The sequence below is a fragment of the Nitratireductor mangrovi genome (assembly GCF_007922615.2).
Lineage (GTDB): Bacteria > Pseudomonadota > Alphaproteobacteria > Rhizobiales > Rhizobiaceae > Mangrovimarina > Mangrovimarina mangrovi.
The window spans coordinates 805881-824220 of record NZ_CP042301.2 but is presented as its reverse complement, the minus strand read 5'-3'; the positions used below and the strand labels follow the sequence as shown (position 1 = coordinate 824220).

Below are 18340 nucleotides of genomic sequence, written 5' to 3'. Positions count from 1 at the left end.
TGCCGGGCCACAGGCAACGTGCTCAGCATGATTGCCCGGCCCGGTCATTGCCCCAGCGGTCGTTGCGCAAGTCGAACAGGGCGACCACCAGTGCGGTGGTAACGAAACCTGCCGCGACCAGGAAGGTAAGCGAGAAGGCGGTGCCAACTGCTTCGGTGCTGGCCTTGGTGACGTCCGCAGTACCCGCAGCCGCTGCGAAGACTGCTCCCAGCACCGATGCTCCGGTCATGAAGCCGAGATTACGCGACAAGCCGAGCAGGCCCGACATCATGCCGCGCTGGTTATCCCGCGCCGTCAGCATGGCGACCGTGTTGTTGGCCGCCAGAAAGAGCTGATAGCCAGGCGTCAACAGCATCAACGACAGCACAAAGCCGGTGATGCCCAAGAGGCCCGGAAGGACGGAAATACTAACCAGGCCAACAATCGTCTGCACCAATCCTGCAACCAGCGCCACGCGGCCGCCAAACTTGTCGGTGATGCGGCCGGCCGGTATGCCAGACAGCGCGGCCATCGTCGGTCCGACAGCCATCGTCAGTCCAACAACCGCATCGTTCAGCCCAAGGGCAAAGGCCAGATAGAACGGCCCCACCACCAAGGTTGCCATCATCACCGCCGAGACGAGAAGGTTCATCAGAAGCGCCGCGGACGTCGTGACGTTGCCGAGTGCGGCCAGTTCGACGAGCGGCGTTTGAAGCCGCCTTTCCACGAGTACGAATGCGACGGTACCGAGGACTGCCGCAAGGAGCAAAAAACCGCGAGGAAGAAGAAAAAAAACGGTTTCGTCGGTAACCGCGAGCGCGAAGGCCAGGAGCGTCAGGGTCAGCACCGCCGCGCCGGGCAGGTCAAGACCATGGCCCTTCCCCGAACTCAACGGCCTTTTGGCCGGAAGAGCTCGCGCCGAGAAGACGAGGACCAGCAACGCCATGACGGCCAGCACCAGGAAGGTCGCCCGCCATCCGGTCCATGCAATGAGCAGCCCGCCCAGCGACGGGCCAAGCGCGGTGCCCACAGCCGACATCGTGCCGAGCAGTCCCATCGCAGAACCTGTTCGCTGCGTGGGAACGGTGTCACGCACGATCGAGACCGGCAGAGCCATCAGGACGGCGCCGCCGATGCCTTGCGCGATCCGCGCCGCGATCAAGGCCGGAAGGGTCGGCGCGATGCCGCAAAGGAGGGAGGACAGGGCGAAGATCGCGAGCCCAGTCAGGAATACCGGTCTATGGCCGATCATGTCTCCCAGCCGCCCGCATAACACAATGGCTACCGTGACGGAGAGCAGGTAGCCGAGGACAACCCACTGAACGTGGGTCACCGACATGGAGAAGTCGCGTGCCAGCGTCGGCAGGGCGACAGTGGTGATGCTGATCCCCAAAGAGGCCAGCAACATCGCGAGGCCAAGAGCGGCCACGCTCAGATCGCGGCCGCGTGGAAGCGCCGTCGAGTCATTCGTTTTCATACGTATGCCTTGCAAGAAGTTGAGCTGGATGGCACTGTGCCACTTCAAGTCAACTTGAGGTCAAGCATGAAATTGCTCGATATCGGCGAGGTTTCCGAGCGCACCGGGATTCCGCCCTCCACCCTGCGCTACTACGACGAGTTGGGCCTGATCGACTCGGTCGGCCGGCATGGTTTGCGGCGGCAGTTCGGCCCCGAGGCGATCTGGCAGCTATCGTTGATCCTGCTGGGCAAGAAGGCCGGATTTTCGCTTGACGAGATCGGGGCCGTCTTCGGCAAGGACGCCGCGACGGAGTTGCCGCGCCCCCGACTTCAGGCTCGTGCCGACGAGATCGATCAGCAGATCCATGATCTTGCCGTCCTGCGCGACGCGATCCGGCACGTCGCAGCGTGTCCGGCACCTTCACACATGGAATGTCCGCGGTTCAGAAAGCTGCTGCGGGTGGCTGGGCGGCGCACGAGGCCCAAGGGCTGACCGGTCGCGATCTGCCCGGTTGGGCGAGGCCGCCCTCAGTTCCTGATCTCGACCTCGGTTTGGCGCGGGTACGCGCCCTTCGTGCCGCGCCAATGGGCGGCGGCAAAGCCGAGCACGACCAATGCTGCCGCTTGGTGCAGCAACGCCCAGCCGAGCGGCACCTGCAGGACAAGTGTCGCCACGCCGATCGCCGCCTGCCCCGTAACCAGCAGGAAGAGAATCACCGCGCGGCGCGCGTGGGTCGTACCGGCATTCGCCTGCATTGCGGCGATCATGTGCCAGAGCGCGGTCAGGAAAACGACATAGGCGCCGATGCGGTGGACGAACTGCACCGTTTTCGGGTTCTCGAAGAAGTTTGCGATCAAAGGCGACTGCACCAGAAGCCCGCCGGGCACCAGGCCACCGTCCATCAGCGGCCAGGTGTTATAGGCAAGACCGGCATCGAGCCCGGCAACCAGTCCGCCGAGATAAATCTGCACCAGCACGAGAGCCAGCAGAATGCCGGCCCAGCGCCTCGTCGCGAGTGCCGCCGGCCCTTGCGAATGCGGGGCGAGCCCCCGCGCCACCACAATCGTGGCAGCAAAGATCAGGCAAGCGAGCGTGAGATGCGTTGCAAGCCGGTATTGGCTGACGCTGGTACGCTCCACCAGCCCCGAGGCGACCATCCACCAGCCGATCGCACCTTGCAGCGCGCCGAGCGCCAGGATGGCAAGGAGCTTGGGCTTCAGGCGGCGCTCGAGACGCCCGCCCAGCCAGAAATAGGCCAACGGCAGGGCAAATACGAAGCCTACGCCGCGCGCCAGCAGCCGATGCGCCCATTCCCACCAGAAGATTACCTTGAACTCGGCCAGCGACATGCCTTCGTTGAGCTGTTCATACTGCGGGATCTGGCGATATTTTTCGAATTCTTCCAGCCAGTCCGCTTCCGACAACGGCGGAATGATGCCGTGGATCGGCTTCCATTCAGTGATCGACAGGCCCGACTCCGTCAGCCGCGTCGCGCCACCGACGAGAACCAGTGCGAACAGCACCACGACGACGAAATACAGCCAGTAGCGCACAAGAGCACGGTCGCGGTCGGCCCGCGCCAGTGCTCCGTTAAGCGGGGTCCCCGCAAATGCCGTCATCGCGACCGTTCCCGCGCTGTCAGTGACCGCCAAACAGGTGAACCAATTGCGACGGGCTGGCAAGTCGGCCCCGCGCGGCACGCGGTCGCGCCGGGCTTTTCCGGTACCGTCGGGATTGCCGGCGTAGGCGTGAAGCGCAATAAGCGTGCCGAACAAGGAGACGCCATGCCCGTCCGGCTGAAAAAACTGATCGGCACCGTGCTATTGGTGGCACTGGTGGTGGTTTATGCGGTGCTGGCAACGGCAGTCGCCACTGCGCAATTGGCAGAAGCGGGCGCCCTCGTCCATTTGCTCTATTTCTTCCTGACCGGGCTTTTGTGGATCCTGCCAGCCATGTTCATCATCAAATGGATGGTCCGGCCGCCGAAGCCACGCGCCTAAAGGCCGTCAGAAAGCGTCCTACGCGGTCTTAGATGGTGACGACGCGGCGGCCGCGATTGGCGATCGGCGTGGTGATGCCCGACAGCATCGTGCGCACATGGGCGATACGCTGGTAGCGCCCGTTGACCGAAATGCGCGGCAGTGAGTGCAAATGATCGGCGTGCTCGGCCTGCAGCAGCCCGTGACGCGTCGTTACGGCTGACCGGTACCCTGCCTCGCGCGCAAGTTCCACTTCGCGTGGCCCCACCGCGGAAGCATAGCCGTACGGATAGGCCATGTGCCCCGGCCGTGCGCCAAGCTCGATCTCGAGAATGCCGGCGGCGTCGGAGATCTCGCGGCGTGCGCGGTCTTCGCTGAGCCGCATGAGATTGTAGTGGTGGACCGTGTGAGCACCGATCGTCACCAGCGGATGCGCCTTTGCGGCCCTGATCTCATCCCAATTCATCAAGGTGGCACGGTTCGCGGCGATCGGGTCGATGCCCGCCGCCGCGGCCAGGTCGCGAATGACCGCCACCTGCTCTTCCTCGCGCAATTCGCAAGTCAGGTAGTCGTGAATTTCGCGGTTCGCACGCACCTTTTCGGCGGGCGTCGCGCAATCGAACCGCAGCGGACCGGCCGGCGTCGGCAACTGGACGGTATCGCGCTGCAACACAACCTGTTCCAGCACGTCCCACCACAACAGCACCTTGCCCTCGATCAGCCCCGGCGCGACGTAGATCGTGATCGGCGCGTTGTGTTTTTCAAGTACGGGCAGAGCTTCGGTGACGTTGTCGCGATAGGCGTCATCGGCCGTGATCGTGACGAAGCGCTCCGAGGCCGTGCGTGCCTGGAGGCGGTCGACGGCCTCGTCCATGGAAACGAAGCGATACTCACGTCTGCCGATTTCGGTCAGCAGCGCGTCGAGGAAGTCGGGCGCGACGGTCAGGTGGCGGTTCACACCGAGCGATTCATCGCGCGCCGCGGTCACGCGATGCAGCATCAGGATCGCGCCGACACCGCCGAGGAAGCTGCCTGCGATCGGGCCCAGGAGGCTGTAGCGCGCAACATTCAGGGCCAGTTTGCGGAGCAACTCCCCCCTGTCGATCATTCCTTCACCATTGTTGGTTAGGTTCAGCACGCTGGAGCGGACTTGAACCAACCCCCTGTCCACCGGATGAGGTCTACACCCGAAGGTTAAAGGTATGGTTGACGGAAACGGATCGGAGGCATCGGCAACCCAGGCCGTGCGCGCTGCCCCCCGGCAGGCCGACACCGCGATCGAAGCGTATTGTGTGGCAGGAGCGGAGGCGATTTCCCTCTATTCCGCCTTCTGCGGCGAAGCACGCTACGCTCCGCCACAGGATCCGCGCTGGGTCGGCACATGGGCCGAGAGCTGCAAAACCGAGATCGTGACTGCGGTCCTGGAGAGCGCAGGACGGCCGCTCCTGGCCCTGGCGCTAGAGGTGACCATGGAGGGGCCGATCCGTGTCGCCCGTTTCGTCGGCGGAACGCACGCCAACGGCAACTTTCCCGCGATCGCGGGCAACACCACCAAGCATATCGGTGAGGCTGATATTCGCGTGCTTCTCCGGGCCATCGGGCGTGAGCGCAACGACATAGACCTCGTGAAACTGGAACGGCAGGTCGGCCAATTGGCAGGCATCGCCAACCCGTTGCTGCGGATCGGTGCCGGGCCGAGCCCCAATCCCGCCCTGGCGGTCGACCTTTCCGGCGGTTTCGACGCGGTGCTCTCGCGCACGAGCGGGAAGCGGAAACGCAAGAAGCATCGATCACAGACACGCAAGTTCGAGGCGGCCGGCGGTTTCCGGCGGGTCGAGGGCCAAACGCGTGCGGAGACCGATCGTCTTCTCGACGCATTCTTCGAGATGAAGTCGGTCCGCTTTGCCGCGATGGGCATCCACAACGTTTTCGCCGACGCGGCGGTGCAGCACTTCTTTCGCGAGCTTTTCGGCCGCGAAGCGGGCCATGTCAGGCCGGGTTTCGTCCTGCATGGCCTCGAGGTCGGCGGAAAGCTGCGCGCGGTGACCGGGTCAAGCATCACCGAGGACACGATCATCTGCGAATTCGGCTCGATCGCCGAAGACGACCTCGCCTTTGCCAGCCCCGGCGATTTCCTCTTTTTCGAGAACATCCGCGAAGCCTGCGAGATGGGACTGGCTGTCTATGATTTCAGCGTCGGCGACGAAGCCTACAAGCGGCTGTGGTGCGACATCGAGACGCCGCACCACGACGTACTTTTCCCGCTATCGGCGAAAGGTCACGCAGCAGCTTTGGCGCGCAGGACCGCCGGGACGGCGAAACGCCTGATCAAGGGCAACCCGCTGCTCTGGCAAACGGTGAAGCGGCTGCGTCGCTCCGCGGCGGGCAAGGCCGCGGCGCGGTCGGCGCCGTCCAAGGAAACGATCGGCGAGTAGCATCAGGTCCTGCCGGCTGCGCGTCCAGCAGGTGCCGTCAGGCTGCGGATTTCTGGCCTGGCAGCGGTCCGACCGGCGGCACGTAACCGACCGGCGTTACCAGCATCGTGTTCTCGAAGCCGCCGGTGCGCAACTCCGAGGCCGTGGTGGTCACCGCGTCATCATTTTCCTCGATGACGCTGACCAGAACCTCGGTGCCGCTACCAACGAGGCGCTGGAGGCCGGAGGCATCGGCCGGACCGCACTCGACGATGACGAGGTCGTAGGCCGTCGTCAGCGACTCCATGATGATCGGCAAGCGGTCGGCGGCACGCATGGCAAGCGCCGGATCGGCAGTTCCGGCCGGGATGACGTGGCAGTCGGAAAAGTGATCCGGATGAATGACATCGGTGAATTGAGCCTTCGAGCAAAGGAGGTCGGTGATGCCTGGCAGGCGCGTGGTTTCGAGCATCGGGTAGGACGCAGCCGCGGTCGCCGTGAGATCGACCAGAAGCGTGCGCAGGCCGGCATCAGCCACCTCGCGCGCCACCATGACCGCGGAAGCCGCCCCCTCGTCGCCCTCGGGCGAAACGAAAAGGGCTCGGGCCGCACCCGTGGCGATCAGTTTCTCAGCGGCCGCCTCGATGCCGATCTGTCCCTTGGTGAAAACCGGAACCTGCATTGCATCGTCAAGGTCCGCAACGGAGTCCGCCTGGGGCTCGTCTTGTCCAGATGAATCTTCGCTCAGGGTGGGTTCGGTGGGAACCGGTTCGATTGGCGTGTGCTGCGGCATGACAACGTCCTGCACCGGTTCACCGGCGAAGCGGCGTGTCGGGCGCATGGCGCGACCACTGAACAATTCGGAAAGCAGCGTTCCCACCGCCACCAGGAGAAGCACCGCTACCAGCGTGGCGCCGGTGATCGGCAGAATCTTCGGGAAGTAGGGCTCGCCGGGCACGATGGCGCGCGAGAAGATGCGTGCATCCGCCGGCAGGTAGCTGCGGTCCTTGCGCGACAGCGCCTCGCGGTAGCGGGAGAGATAGGATTCCAGCAACTCGCGCTGGGCGGCCGCCTCGCGCTCCAGGGCGCGCAATTCGACCTCCTGCTCGCCGACGCGCGCAGATTCGGCCTTGAGCTGGTTGAGCGCGGACACCAGTTCCTTTTCGCGCAGCCGCGCGGCCTCGGCTTCGGTCTCCATTCCGTCGAGCACCTTCTCGGCCTCGGAACGAATCTGTCTGTCGAGATCGGCAAGTTGTGAGCGCAGGGCACGAATGCGCGGATGGTTGTCGAGCAGCGTCGCCGACAGGTCGGCAATGTCGGCCTTCAATTGTACCTGGTTTTCACGCAGGCGCTGGATCAGCGTCGAGGAGAGCACGTCGGGCAGCGCGTCGATCGAGGCGCCGTTGCGCAGCGCTTCACGCATCGACGCAGCATTTGCCTCTGTGGAGGCGCGATTGGCGCGCACCCGCGACAGTTCGGTGGACAGTTCCGAAAGCTGCTGAGTGGCCAGCATGGAGTTGTTGTTGCCAAGCAGCAGGTCGGACTGGGCGCGGAACTCGGCGACCCGGCCTTCGGCTTCCTTCACCTTGGCGCGCAGGTCGGCGATCTCCGGCTCCAGCCACTCGGTGGCATCGGCATTGGACTGCAGCTTCGCGCTCTTCTGCAGGGCAATATAGGCATCCGCGATGGCGTTCGGCACCTTGGCCGCCAGCCTCGGGTCCTCCGACGAGAACTCGACCACGATGACGCGTGAGCCTTCGACCCGGTAAACATTCAGTTTTTCACGGAAGACCTTGAGCACGCGTTCTTCCGGCGGCAGTTCGATCGGGTCACCGCGCATGCCGGCGATGATCATCAGTCGCTCGAGGATCGAGACCGAGCCGTCTGCCTCGAACTCGGCGATCGCGGCCAGATCGAGTTCGCGCGCCACGCGGGTCAGGATGTCCGTCGAGGAGATCACCTCGACCTGGCTGGTTACCCCCTGCTCGTCGAGAATGGCGGTATCGTCGTTCTGCTGTTCGGGGCGAGTAAAGATGGATTCGCGCGTCTCGATCAGGATGCGAGTCTCGGCCTGATAATGACGCGTCGCCACCGAGGAGAGCAGGAAGGCCAGCCCCGCCGCCGCGAAGGCCACGATGACTATACGCACCCAGTTGCGCACAAGGCTCGCAAACAGTGCGGCGATGTCGATATCGAGGTCCTGATTCTGGTTCTGGACGCCGGCCATGTACACGCTCCGGAGGATTCGTCCGGCGAAAGTAAACGCCTATGGTAACCGGCTGGTTAAGATGCGTGAGCGCCCAGCGAGCCCGCCTGCGAACTGTGCCGCACCGCGCCGGAGAGCCTTTACCGGGCATTAACCCTAACAGGACAATAACGGACCTGGTTTCCAGCCCGCCCGCCGGCGGTCTGAGTCAAGCAAAGGTGCGTCGCCCGTCATGAAACGCCGGATCGCAATCTCGGTCGCCTTGCTCGCGCTTTCGCTTGCTGCGGGCTGTTCGGGCTACCGCCCTGCCCCGCCCGCCTTCCATGCGGCACTGACCAAGCCCTATGTGCTCGATTCCGGCGACCGCGTTCGCGTGACCGTGTTCGAGCAGGAAGGGCTGACCAACGTCTATAGTGTCGATCAGGCTGGTTACATCGCCTTCCCGCTGGTGGGCGCGATCGCTGCACGCGGCCACTCTGCAGCCGATGTCGAGGCCCAGATCGCCAGCAAGCTGCAGAACGGCTATTTGCGCGACCCGGACGTGTCCGTGGAGATCGACCGTTATCGGCCGGTCTTCGTCATGGGCGAAGTCGGCGCAGCCGGACAGTATTCCTACGTGCCCGGCATGACGGTGCAGAAGGCGATCGCGGCGGCCGGCGGTTTCACCGCCCGCGCCAACCAGGGCAGCGTCGACATCACGCGCGACATCAACGGCAAGGTCATGACCGGCCGAGTGCAGACGTCTGACCCGGTGCTGCCGGGCGATACGATCTACATCCGCGAGCGGTTCTTCTGATTGGCCGTGAGCGGCAGCCCGGTGACTTCCAGTCTTCGCATCGTGCACTGTTTCCGCTCGCCGGTCGGCGGCATCTTCCGGCACGTGCGTGACCTCAGCGAAGCCCAGGTTGCGGCTGGACACCAGGTTGGCATCGTCTGCGATTCAACAACAGGCGGCGATTACGAGGCGCAGCTTTTCGAGCAGATCGCCGACCGGTTGCCCCTGGGCGTGGCGCGCACGCCGATGCAGCGCCACATCGGCCCCGGCGATCTCGCATCGGCCGCCAGGACATTCAGACTCATCAAGAAATTGCAGCCGGACATACTGCACGGACACGGCGCCAAGGGAGGCGTTTATGCGCGCGTTTTCGGCTCGATGCTGCGGGTATCCAGGTCTCGCGTAGCCCGCCTCTATTCACCGCATGGCGGCAGCCTGCACTATGACGAGAAATCGCTTACGGGCCGCTTCTTCTTCCTGCTGGAAGCCATGATGGCGCGCTGGTCGGATCATCTGCTCTTCGTCTCGGAAGAGGAGCGCAGCATGTTCCGGCGCAAGGTCGGCGAGCCGCGCGCCCCTCACACGGTGGTCTATAACGGCATCCGCGAGGAGGAATTCGAGCCCGTCCCAGCAAACCCGGACGCGGCGGATTTTCTCTACATCGGCATGATGCGTAACCTGAAGGGCCCGGATCTCTTCATCGAAGCCCTTGCGCAAGCAGAGAAGCGCCTCGGCCGGCGGCTCTCCGCCGTCATGGTCGGCGACGGAGACGACCGCGAACGCTGCATTGCGCGGGTCGCCGAGTTGGGTCTGGCCGATCGCGCCCGCTTTCTGATGCCGATGCCTGCGCGTAAAGCGTTTGCGCTTGCGCGTGCCGTGGTGGTGCCCTCGCGCGCCGAAGCCATGCCCTATATCGTCATCGAAGCGCTCGGAGCCGGCAAGCCGATGATCGTCAGCGCGGTCGGCGGCATCCCGGAGATCTTCGCCGAGGCGACGACTGCGCTCGTCCAGCCCGACGCCGACGCGATCGCGACCAAGATGGCGGAGGCGCTTTCCGACGAAACCACCTATGCCACTTCAATGCCTGGCCGTGATTTCCTGAAAGACCATTTCAGCGCTCCGGCGATGGCCGCGAAGATCGAGAAAATCTACTTCGATGCCCTGGCGAAAGTCTGACGGAAAGAAATCTTTGACCGCAATGCGAGCAGCCCCATCAAGGGAATCTTAGCAGCTTGCTGATAGGGCATCGAAGCGCATGAGGCGTTTGCGATGAACAAGGTCGATCCAAAACACCGCTACACGATCGACGCCGTCCGAGACTTCGACGACGGCGGCGCGTCGCGCGAGACGGCCGCCTTGGGCGACACCGCACGCACGATCGCCAGCCAGTATCGCCGCGACACCATGTCCCCGGTGATGGTCATGGGCATCCTGCGACTGGTGGAGTTCGCGATCTTCGCGCTCTCCGGAGCGCTGATGTATGCCTACTACGTCGGCTTCCAGACCCACCTCTATTGGGAATACCCTGCGGTCATCGTCGGCGGGTCGCTGTGCGCGGTGGTGCTGCTTGAGTTCGCCCACGCCTATCAGATCGCCGCGCTGCGCAGCCCGCTACGCTACGCCGGACGGATCGTGCTGTTCTGGTCCGGCACCTTCGCACTGATGGCGCTTGCCGGCTTTTTCATGAAGAACTCGTCCGAGTTTTCGCGCTTCTGGTTCGCTGGCTGGTTTGTTTGCGGCCTCGCCTGTGTGCTCGCGCTGCGCTTCGTCATGTCCAGGCTGATCCGCCGCTGGGCCCGCAACGGCGTCATGGAAAGGCGCGCCGTCATCGTCGGCGGCGGAACCGCAGCCGAACATCTGATCCGCTCGCTGGAGCGCCAGCCCTTCAACGATATCCGCATCTGCGGCATCTTCGACGACCGCGACGACCGTCGCTCGCCGCCGATCGTCGCTGGCTATCCCAAGCTCGGAACCATCGCCGAACTGCTTGAATTCGCGCGGATCGCACGCATCGACATGCTGATCGTGTCGCTGCCGATCACCGCTGAACAGCGCGTGCTCTCAATGTTGAAGCGGCTTTGGGTGCTGCCCGTCGACATCCGCCTTTCAGCCCATTCGAGCGCGCTGCGGTTTCGTCCGCGCGCCTATTCCTTCATTGGGTCCGTACCGCTGCTCGATATCTTCGACAAGCCGATCAACGACTGGGATTCGGTCGCCAAGCGCGCCTTCGACATCGTCTTCAGCCTTTTCGGCATCGTCCTGTTCGCTCCGGTGATGATCGCGACGGCGCTCGCCATCAAGCTCGACAGCAAAGGCCCGGTGCTGTTCCGCCAGAAACGGCACGGCTTCAACAACGAGGAAATCGAGGTTCTCAAGTTCCGCTCGATGTACACGGAGCAGTGCGACCCGACGGCACGCCAGGCCGTGACCAAGAACGATCCGCGCGTCACCCGCGTCGGACGCATCATCCGCAAGACATCGATCGACGAGTTGCCGCAGTTCTTCAACTCGCTGGTCGGCAGCCTGTCGCTGGTCGGTCCGCGCCCGCACGCGGTCGCCGCGCAGTCGCACAACCTTCTCTACAACGAGGTGGTCGACGGCTATTTCGCCCGGCACCGGGTCAAGCCCGGCGTCACCGGCTGGGCGCAGATCAATGGCTGGCGCGGCGAGGTCGACACCGACGAGAAGATCAAGATGCGGACCGAGTACGACCTCTATTACATCGAGAACTGGTCGCTCTGGTTCGACCTCAAGATCCTGCTTCTGACGCCGATCCGACTGTTGAAGACGGAAGCCGCCTATTGACCACGCTCGACACCGGGATTGCGCGCCAGGCGATCAACGCGAAGCTGGTCGCCATGCTGGCTTCGGCAGCGATCGCAATCGGTGTTTTCCTGTCCGGCTTCGTCATCCGCGAGCCTGCCCCTTACGAACTCTACATGGTGGTCCTGATCCCGATCTGGGCGCTGTTCGGACTGCGTATCTCCCGCGGCATCGCGCCGCTCCTGGCGTTGCTGCTGGTCTTCAATATCGGCGGCATGATCTCCATGCTGCAGATGTCGGCAATCCGCGACACGCCGCTCTACCTTGCCGTCTCCGTTTTCCTCGCGCTGACCGCTGTCTTCTTTGCCGCGATCCTCGAACGCGAGCCGCGCTTTTTCCGGCTGATCTTTCTGTCGTGGATGGCGGCGGCGGTCTCCACCGCGGCGCTCGGCATTCTTGGCTATTTCAACGCCTTTCCGGGTTCGGAGATGTTCACCCGCTACGAACGCGCGGCGGGCGTTTTCGAGGATCCGAACGTGTTCGGGCCGTTCATCACGCTGCCCGCCATCTATCTGCTTCACCGGGTCCTGACCGGCCCACTGGACCGCATGGCAGTGCAGGCCCTGCTGCTCTTGGTGATAACGCTCGGTGTCCTTCTGTCGTTCTCACGCGGCGCCTGGGGACTGTTCGCCTTCTCGGCGATCTTCCTGACGCTGGCCGTGTTCATCCAGCATCGCAGTGGAACTTTCCGGTTCAGGATCATCCTGATGTCGGGCCTGGCGCTCACATTATTGATCGTGGGCCTGATCGTCGCGCTGCAGATCCCGGCGATCGCCGAGCTCTTCGAAGCGCGCGCCCGGCTGGTGCAGGAGTATGACGGCGCTCGGCTTGGCCGCTTCGCGCGGCATGCCATCGGTTTTGCCATGGCGATGGAACACCCGCTCGGCATTGGCCCGCTGGTCTTCGGCCAGATCTATGGCGAGGACACCCACAACATCTGGCTCAAGGCGCTGCTTGACTATTCCTGGCTCGGATTCGTGGCCTATGTCACGCTGATCGGCTGGACGCTGGCGGCCGGCCTGCGCATCCTGTTTCGCGATCGGCCGTGGCAGCCCTATTTCCTGTGCGCCTACGTCGTGCTGGTCGGCCACATCCTGCTTGGCACCGTGATCGATACCGACCACTGGCGCCACTTCTATCTGCTTCTCGGGCTGGTCTGGGGCGGCATCGCAATCGAATACCGCCGCGAGCATCTGGCACGGCGGCGCTGAAAGCCGTCCTCGCCCTATCAGATGGCGAGGTACTCGTGGCGAAGCGCCTCGTTTTCGAGGACTTGCCCGGCAGAACCTGAGAAAGCGATCTCGCCCGTGTCGAGGATGATTGCGCGGTCGGCGAGCTTCAGCGCCGCCACGGCATTCTGTTCAACCAGGATCGTTGTGATGCCGGCTGTGCGAATTTCGATGAGCGCCTTTTCGATGTCGTGGCGCACGACCGGCGCGAGGCCTTCATAAGGCTCGTCGAGAAGCAGCAGTTTGATGTCGCGTGCCAGTGCCCGGCTGATCGCCAGCATCTGCTGCTCACCGCCCGACAAAGTTGTGCCCTCCTGCCGGCGCCGCTCCTTGAGGCGCGGAAACAGCGCGTAGATGCGCTCGTAGTCCCAGCCGGCCTTGCCCGAGATCCGCGCCAGGTCGAGATTCTCCTCGACCGTCATGCCGGGGATGATGCGTCGATCCTCGGGGACCAGCTGCACGCCGAGTTCGGCTGCCTGGTAGGATTCCATCTCGTGCAGGCCCTGCCCCTGCAGCCAGATCTGACCGCTGCGCAGTTCCGGGCTTTCGGTTCTGGCGATGGTTCGCAGCGTCGAGGTCTTGCCGGCGCCGTTGCGGCCGAGCAGCGCAAGGATTTCTCCCTCGTTGACGTCGAAAGACACGTCCTGAACGATGTAGCTGTCGCCGTAGTAGGCCTTAAGACCGCGTACCGAGAAGTAACGCTGGCGCGGGTCGCGCGCGATCTCGGCGATCGACCGGCTTTGGGGAGCGGCTACGTTCATACCTCTTCGTCCCCCAGATAGGCTTCCTTCACCTTCGGATTGTTCTTGATTTCCTCCGGCGTGCCCTGCGCGATGATCCGGCCGCCGGCGAGCACGCTGATGCGATCGGCCAGCGAGAAGACCACGTGCATGTCGTGTTCGATGATGACCTTGGTCAGGCCGGCTTCCTTGATTTTCTTGAGGAGATCGATCGTCGCGTTCGTGTCATGGCGCGCCATGCCGGCGGTCGGTTCGTCGAGCAGCAGCAGCTTGGGGTGCTGGATCAGTCCCATCGCCAGTTCGAGCCGACGCTTGTCGCCGCGCGACATCGACGATGCCGCCACGTCGAAATGGGCGTGAAGACCGACGCTTTCCAAGACACTGTCGGCTTCGTCGCGAATCTCCTTCTCACGGGAGAAATTGCTGAACGGGTTGAGACGAAAATGCCCGTCGCGTTTCGAAAGCGCCGACACCATGACGTTTTCGCGCGCGGTCAGGTCGGGAAAGACCTCGGGTGTCTGGAAGACGCGGGCGACGCCGAGTTGATTGATCTCGTGCGGGGATTTCCCGGTCAGGACCGTGCCGTCGAAGACGACCGCACCCCGGTCGGGCTTGAGCCGGCCGACGCAGACATTGAGCAACGTCGATTTGCCGGCGCCATTCGGGCCGATGATTGCATGCGTTTCGCCCTGCCGAACCTCCAGGTCCACATCGGACAGGGCGTGCAGTCCAGCAAAGCTCTTGTGTACGTCGTCGATATGCAGGACGGCGTTGGGCGTGCCGCGCTCGAACTCACGCGCAGTTTCCTCGGTTCTTAGTGCCGCGACGTTCACGTCGATATCCCCACTGACAAGCGATCAATTCCTCATTCGGCCGGCTGCGGACTGTTGGTTGCCCCCGCATCGCTCGGCTTGCCGGCTTGGCGAGGGGCCGTCTCGCGGTTCTGCGGCCGGCGGAAGGCGGCGGACAGCCTGCGGAAACCTTCCATCAGGCCGCCCGGAAGGAAGATGACAATCACCATGAACATCAAACCAAGCGCCATGTGCCAGCCCTCGCCGACGAATAGCGAGGTGAACGACACCAGGAACTCCTGGACCGGCTCGGGCAGGAAGGAAAAGAAGTCGGACAGGATGCCTTCGTTCCAGGACGAGACTTTCTGCTCGGCATATTTGATCAGCGCGGCGCCCAGAACAGGGCCGACCAGCGTGCCGACGCCGCCAAGGATGGTCATGAGGACCACTTCACCTGACGCGGTCCATTGCATGCGTTCCGCGCCTGCGATCGGATCGGTAACCGCCATCAGCGCGCCGGCGAGGCCGGCATACATGCCGGAGATCACGAAAGCGGCGATCAGGTAGGGGCGCGTGTGGATGCCCGTGTAGTTGAGCCGGTTCTGGTTCGATTTGATCGCTTTCAGCATCATGCCGAAATTGGACCGGGTAATGCACTGGGCGATGAAGAAGCAAATGATCAGGATGACGGCGCAGAAGAAGAAGCCCGAATAGCCACTCATGTCGAGGCCGAAGAAATTGGTCGTCGGCACACCGATCTCCTGGATGCCCAGTGCCTGGTCGATGATGCGGATGTCGCCGTCGAGGAGCGACGTCTCGGGGTTCGACCTGATCGCGCGCGTCTGCAAGCCGGTCTCGCCGTTGGTGATCGGCGTCAGCACCGAATAGGCGAGGCTGTAGCACATCTGGGCGAAGGCAAGGGTCAGGATCGAGAAGTAGATGCCGGAGCGGCGCAGCGACACATACCCTATCAGCAACGCAAAGATGCCAGCCACGATCACCGCGAAGATGATCGCCGGCAGGACGTTCATCGTGAGCAGCTTGAAGCTCCAAAGTGCGGTATAGGAGCCGACGCCTATGAAGGCCGCGTGGCCGAAAGACAGGTACCCGGTCAGCCCGAACAGGATGTTGAAGCCGATCGCGAAGATGCCGAAGATCGCGATCTTCTGCAGCAGATCGGGATAGTCGGCGCCGATCGGTATCAGCAGCCATGGCAGCGACAGGATCACCACCGCGAAGCAGATGAGGACGAGCGTGTCCTTGAAAACCGGATTGTTCCGCAAGGCTCAGTCCTCCATCACGCCTTTGCGTCCCATCAGGCCGCGCGGCAGCGTCAGAAGCACGACGACCGCCACCAGATAGACGATGATCTGACTTATGCCGGGGACAAGATCCTGGATGACATTCATTGCCGCGAAGCTTTGCAGAATGCCGAGCAGGAAACCCGCCAGGACGGCGCCCCCGAGTGAACCCATGCCGCCCACGACGACCACCACGAAGGAGAGGACAAGGAAGTCCATGCCCATGTGGTAGTCGGGCGACAGGATGGGTGTGTACATGGCGCCGGCCACACCGGCGACGACGGCAGCGAGTGCGAAGACGATCGTGAAGCGCCGCTGGATATTGATGCCGAGCAGCCCGACCGTCTCGCGGTCCTGCATCCCGGCACGCACCACCATGCCGAAGGTGGTGAATTGCAGGAAGGCGAAGGTCAGCAGGATGACGAGCGCAGAGAAGAAGAAGTAGACCAGTCGCCACCAGGGATAGATGACGTTGGGTCCGAGCCCCAGCCAACTGCCGACATTGGCGGCACCGGCGAAGTCCGACGGCGCTGATTGCGGGATGGGATTGGCGCCGAAATAGTGGCGCACGATCTCCTGCAATACGATCGCCAGGCCGAAGGTGACCAAAATCTGGTCGGCGTGCGGACGACGGTAGAAATGCTTGATCAGGCCGCGTTCCATGACAATGCCGATCAGGCCCATGACGACGATCGCCAGGAGGATCGATATCGGCACCGAGTAATCACGGAGGAAGACGCTCCAGTCCTCGCCGACGAAATCCGCCAGATACGGTATCTGCTCCTTCAGCGGCTTGCCGAGGAAGTCGGTCTCGGTCTCGCTGATGCGCTCGTATGAGAGGTTGAGAAGGCGTTCCAGAGACACCGCGCAGAAGGCGCCGAGCATGAACAATGCGCCATGCGCGAAGTTGACGACGCCGAGCGTGCCGAAGACGAGAGTCAGTCCCAGGGCGATCAGCGCATAGGCTCCGCCCTTGTCCAGCCCGTTCAATATCTGAAGAAAGATAGCGTCCATCAGTCGTTCGGAACGGCCGCCACCGTTCCTGCCTCCCAGCCCTGTACCGCGCGGAGCAATGTTGCCCCGCCACGGCGGGCGAAGCAACACATGGGGCCGGCCGCCCCCTCGGGCGCGGCCGGCTCAGTTTCGTTAGATCAGCAGTTGTCGTTATACGGGCCGAGTTCGCCGCCGAGTTCTTCGGCCGCATACTCGACCTGCGCGCGCGGCGTGACTTCAACCACCTCGAGCAGATCGAACTTGGATGAAGGCGCTTCCTTGCCCTGCACCACAAGAACGTCCTTGAAGCACTGGTGATCGGCTGCACGGTAAAGCACCGGGCCATTGCCAAGGCCGTCGAACTCGAAACCTTCGAGCGCCTTGCCCACCTCGGAAGGCTTGAAGGTGCCGGCCCGCTCGCAGGCATCGGCGTAGAGCAGAGCCTGGCAGTAGCAGGTGTGCGCCGCCTGCGACGGCGGGAAGCCATACTTCTCGCCAAACGACTTGACGAACGCGGCGGAACCGTCGTCCTCGAGCGACCAGTTCCAGTTCGTCGAACCGTAGATGCCCTTGATCGACTCCCCGGCGCCCTGCGCCATCAGACGCGAGAACAGCGGCACGACGATCTGGAAATCCTTGCCGTTGGCCTGCTTGTCGCGCAGCCCGAACTGGACGGCCTGGGTCAGCGAGTTCACCATGTCCTTGCCGTAGTGGTTGAGCACCAGCACGTCGGCGCCCGAATTGAGAACCGGTGTGATGAACTGCGAGAAGTCGCCGGCGCCCAGCGGGGTGCGGACCGCTTCCACGGTCTCCCAGCCGAGTTGCTCGGTGTACTTCTTGATCGAACCTTCCTGAGACCAGCCCCAGGTGTAGTCGGCGGTCAGGTGGTAGGCCCGGCGATCGGTGCCGAACGCGTTCTTTAGCACGGGAGCAAGTGCCGCGCCGGTCATTTCGGTATTGAAGAAGTGCCGGAAACCGTTGGCGCGCTTGTCCTTGCCGGTGGTGTCGTTGGAGTGGGTCAGGCCGGCCATGAAGATGACGCCGGCTTCCTGGCAAAGTCCCTGCACGGCAATCGCCACGCCCGACGACGAGCCGCCGGTGATCATCAGCGCGCCGTCGTTTTCGATCATGCGCTTGGCCGAAGCGCGCGCGGCATCGGACTTGGTCTGGGTGTCGCCAGTCACGAAGGTGACCTTCTTGCCCAGCACGCCGTTGCCGCCGAGCGCCTTCGAAGAGAAGGTGTTGAGCATGCCGCCGTCGCCCTCGCCGTTGAGGTGCTCGACCGCAAGTTCGTAAGCGCGCAACTCGTCGGCGCCCTCGTCCGCGTAGGCGCCGGTCTGCGGCACGTTGAAGCCGAAGACGACCGAATCGCCGGTCGGCATGTTGCAATAGTCCTGCGCGCGCGACGCGCTGGTGAAGATGGTCGGCAAGGCAAGGCCAGCGCCGACTGCGGCGCTGCTCTTCAAGAAGCCGCGGCGGTTCAGTCTGTCGAAATTCATGAATTCCTCCCTCGGGTGTCGATACGGCACGATGCCGAGTGGCGAACGAGACGCCGCCCAACCGACCAATGCGTCATATCAGTCATTTTTTCAATAAGCCTTTGGTTTAAAAAGCTATTTTTGTAAATTTCTTGTGGTCCTCTTGCAATCTT

General features: G+C 63.3%; 16 protein-coding genes. 7 read left to right on the top strand and 9 right to left on the bottom strand.

The window, feature by feature from the left end; genetic code table 11:
* Window positions 1-22 precede the first annotated feature (22 nt).
* On the bottom strand, window positions 23-1456 hold the full coding sequence (locus FQ775_RS03965; RefSeq protein WP_146299534.1) for an MFS transporter: 1434 nt from the start codon (window positions 1454-1456) through the stop codon (window positions 23-25).
* Between the two features lie 66 nt (window positions 1457-1522).
* Between FQ775_RS03965 and FQ775_RS03960 the strand changes: the two genes are divergently transcribed.
* On the top strand, window positions 1523-1930 hold the full coding sequence (locus FQ775_RS03960; RefSeq protein WP_146299535.1) for a helix-turn-helix domain-containing protein: 408 nt from the start codon (window positions 1523-1525) through the stop codon (window positions 1928-1930).
* Window positions 1931-1965: 35 nt separating this feature from the next.
* Here the strand turns inward: FQ775_RS03960 and FQ775_RS03955 are convergent, their stop codons facing one another.
* Entirely contained in the window at window positions 1966-3057 is a 1092-nt protein-coding gene (locus tag FQ775_RS03955; RefSeq protein ID WP_146299536.1) for a COX15/CtaA family protein, read from the bottom strand.
* Window positions 3058-3222: 165 nt separating this feature from the next.
* On the opposite strand from FQ775_RS03955, the gene FQ775_RS03950 reads away from it, so the two are divergent.
* Complete coding sequence (locus FQ775_RS03950) at window positions 3223-3438, top strand: DUF2842 domain-containing protein (RefSeq protein WP_146299537.1); 216 nt, start codon at window positions 3223-3225, stop codon at window positions 3436-3438.
* 28 nt (window positions 3439-3466) lie between these two features.
* On the opposite strand, the gene FQ775_RS03945 is transcribed toward FQ775_RS03950, so the two are convergent.
* Window positions 3467-4525 carry a polysaccharide deacetylase family protein gene (locus FQ775_RS03945; protein ID WP_146299538.1) on the bottom strand — a complete coding sequence of 353 codons (1059 nt, stop codon included), beginning with the start codon at window positions 4523-4525 and terminating at the stop codon, window positions 3467-3469.
* A 94-nt stretch (window positions 4526-4619) separates the two neighbouring features.
* Here FQ775_RS03945 and FQ775_RS03940 point away from each other — a divergent pair, with 94 nt between their 5' ends.
* Window positions 4620-5852, top strand: a complete 1233-nt coding sequence (locus tag FQ775_RS03940; protein ID WP_146299539.1) for a GNAT family N-acetyltransferase — start codon at window positions 4620-4622, stop codon at window positions 5850-5852.
* Window positions 5853-5889: 37 nt separating this feature from the next.
* Here the strand turns inward: FQ775_RS03940 and FQ775_RS03935 are convergent, their stop codons facing one another.
* Entirely contained in the window at window positions 5890-8058 is a 2169-nt protein-coding gene (locus FQ775_RS03935) for a GumC family protein (protein ID WP_146299540.1), read from the bottom strand.
* A 211-nt stretch (window positions 8059-8269) separates the two neighbouring features.
* Here FQ775_RS03935 and FQ775_RS03930 point away from each other — a divergent pair, with 211 nt between their 5' ends.
* The 4 genes from FQ775_RS03930 (at window position 8270) to FQ775_RS03915 (ending at window position 12846) form a co-directional block, all read left to right on the top strand.
* Complete coding sequence (locus FQ775_RS03930; RefSeq protein ID WP_146299541.1) at window positions 8270-8833, top strand: polysaccharide biosynthesis/export family protein; 564 nt, start codon at window positions 8270-8272, stop codon at window positions 8831-8833.
* Window positions 8834-8854: 21 nt separating this feature from the next.
* Window positions 8855-9988 (top strand): glycosyltransferase family 4 protein, encoded by a 1134-nt coding sequence (locus tag FQ775_RS03925; protein WP_146299542.1) that lies wholly within the window; start codon window positions 8855-8857, stop codon window positions 9986-9988.
* 93 nt (window positions 9989-10081) lie between these two features.
* Window positions 10082-11617 (top strand): undecaprenyl-phosphate glucose phosphotransferase, encoded by a 1536-nt coding sequence (locus FQ775_RS03920; protein ID WP_146299543.1) that lies wholly within the window; start codon window positions 10082-10084, stop codon window positions 11615-11617.
* A complete protein-coding gene (locus FQ775_RS03915) occupies window positions 11614-12846 on the top strand; it encodes an O-antigen ligase family protein (RefSeq protein ID WP_432420043.1) in 1233 nt (410 codons plus the stop codon). The genes FQ775_RS03920 and FQ775_RS03915 overlap by 4 nt, the downstream gene beginning before the upstream one ends.
* A 17-nt stretch (window positions 12847-12863) precedes the next feature.
* On the opposite strand, the gene FQ775_RS03910 is transcribed toward FQ775_RS03915, so the two are convergent.
* From FQ775_RS03910 to FQ775_RS03890, 5 genes are all read right to left on the bottom strand, one after another.
* Window positions 12864-13625, bottom strand: a complete 762-nt coding sequence (locus FQ775_RS03910) for an ABC transporter ATP-binding protein (protein WP_146299544.1) — start codon at window positions 13623-13625, stop codon at window positions 12864-12866.
* Window positions 13622-14368, bottom strand: coding sequence for an ABC transporter ATP-binding protein (locus tag FQ775_RS03905; protein ID WP_246730345.1), 747 nt, complete (start codon window positions 14366-14368; stop codon window positions 13622-13624). Before FQ775_RS03905 ends, FQ775_RS03910 begins: the two co-directional genes overlap by 4 nt.
* A gap of 101 nt (window positions 14369-14469) precedes the next feature.
* Window positions 14470-15678: a branched-chain amino acid ABC transporter permease gene (locus FQ775_RS03900; RefSeq protein WP_146299546.1), complete on the bottom strand. Its 1209-nt coding sequence runs from the start codon at window positions 15676-15678 to the stop codon at window positions 14470-14472.
* Window positions 15679-15681: 3 nt separating this feature from the next.
* Window positions 15682-16710, bottom strand: coding sequence for a branched-chain amino acid ABC transporter permease (locus tag FQ775_RS03895; protein WP_146299547.1), 1029 nt, complete (start codon window positions 16708-16710; stop codon window positions 15682-15684).
* A 137-nt stretch (window positions 16711-16847) separates the two neighbouring features.
* Complete coding sequence (locus FQ775_RS03890) at window positions 16848-18188, bottom strand: ABC transporter substrate-binding protein (RefSeq protein WP_146299548.1); 1341 nt, start codon at window positions 18186-18188, stop codon at window positions 16848-16850.
* Window positions 18189-18340: the final 152 nt, after the last annotated feature.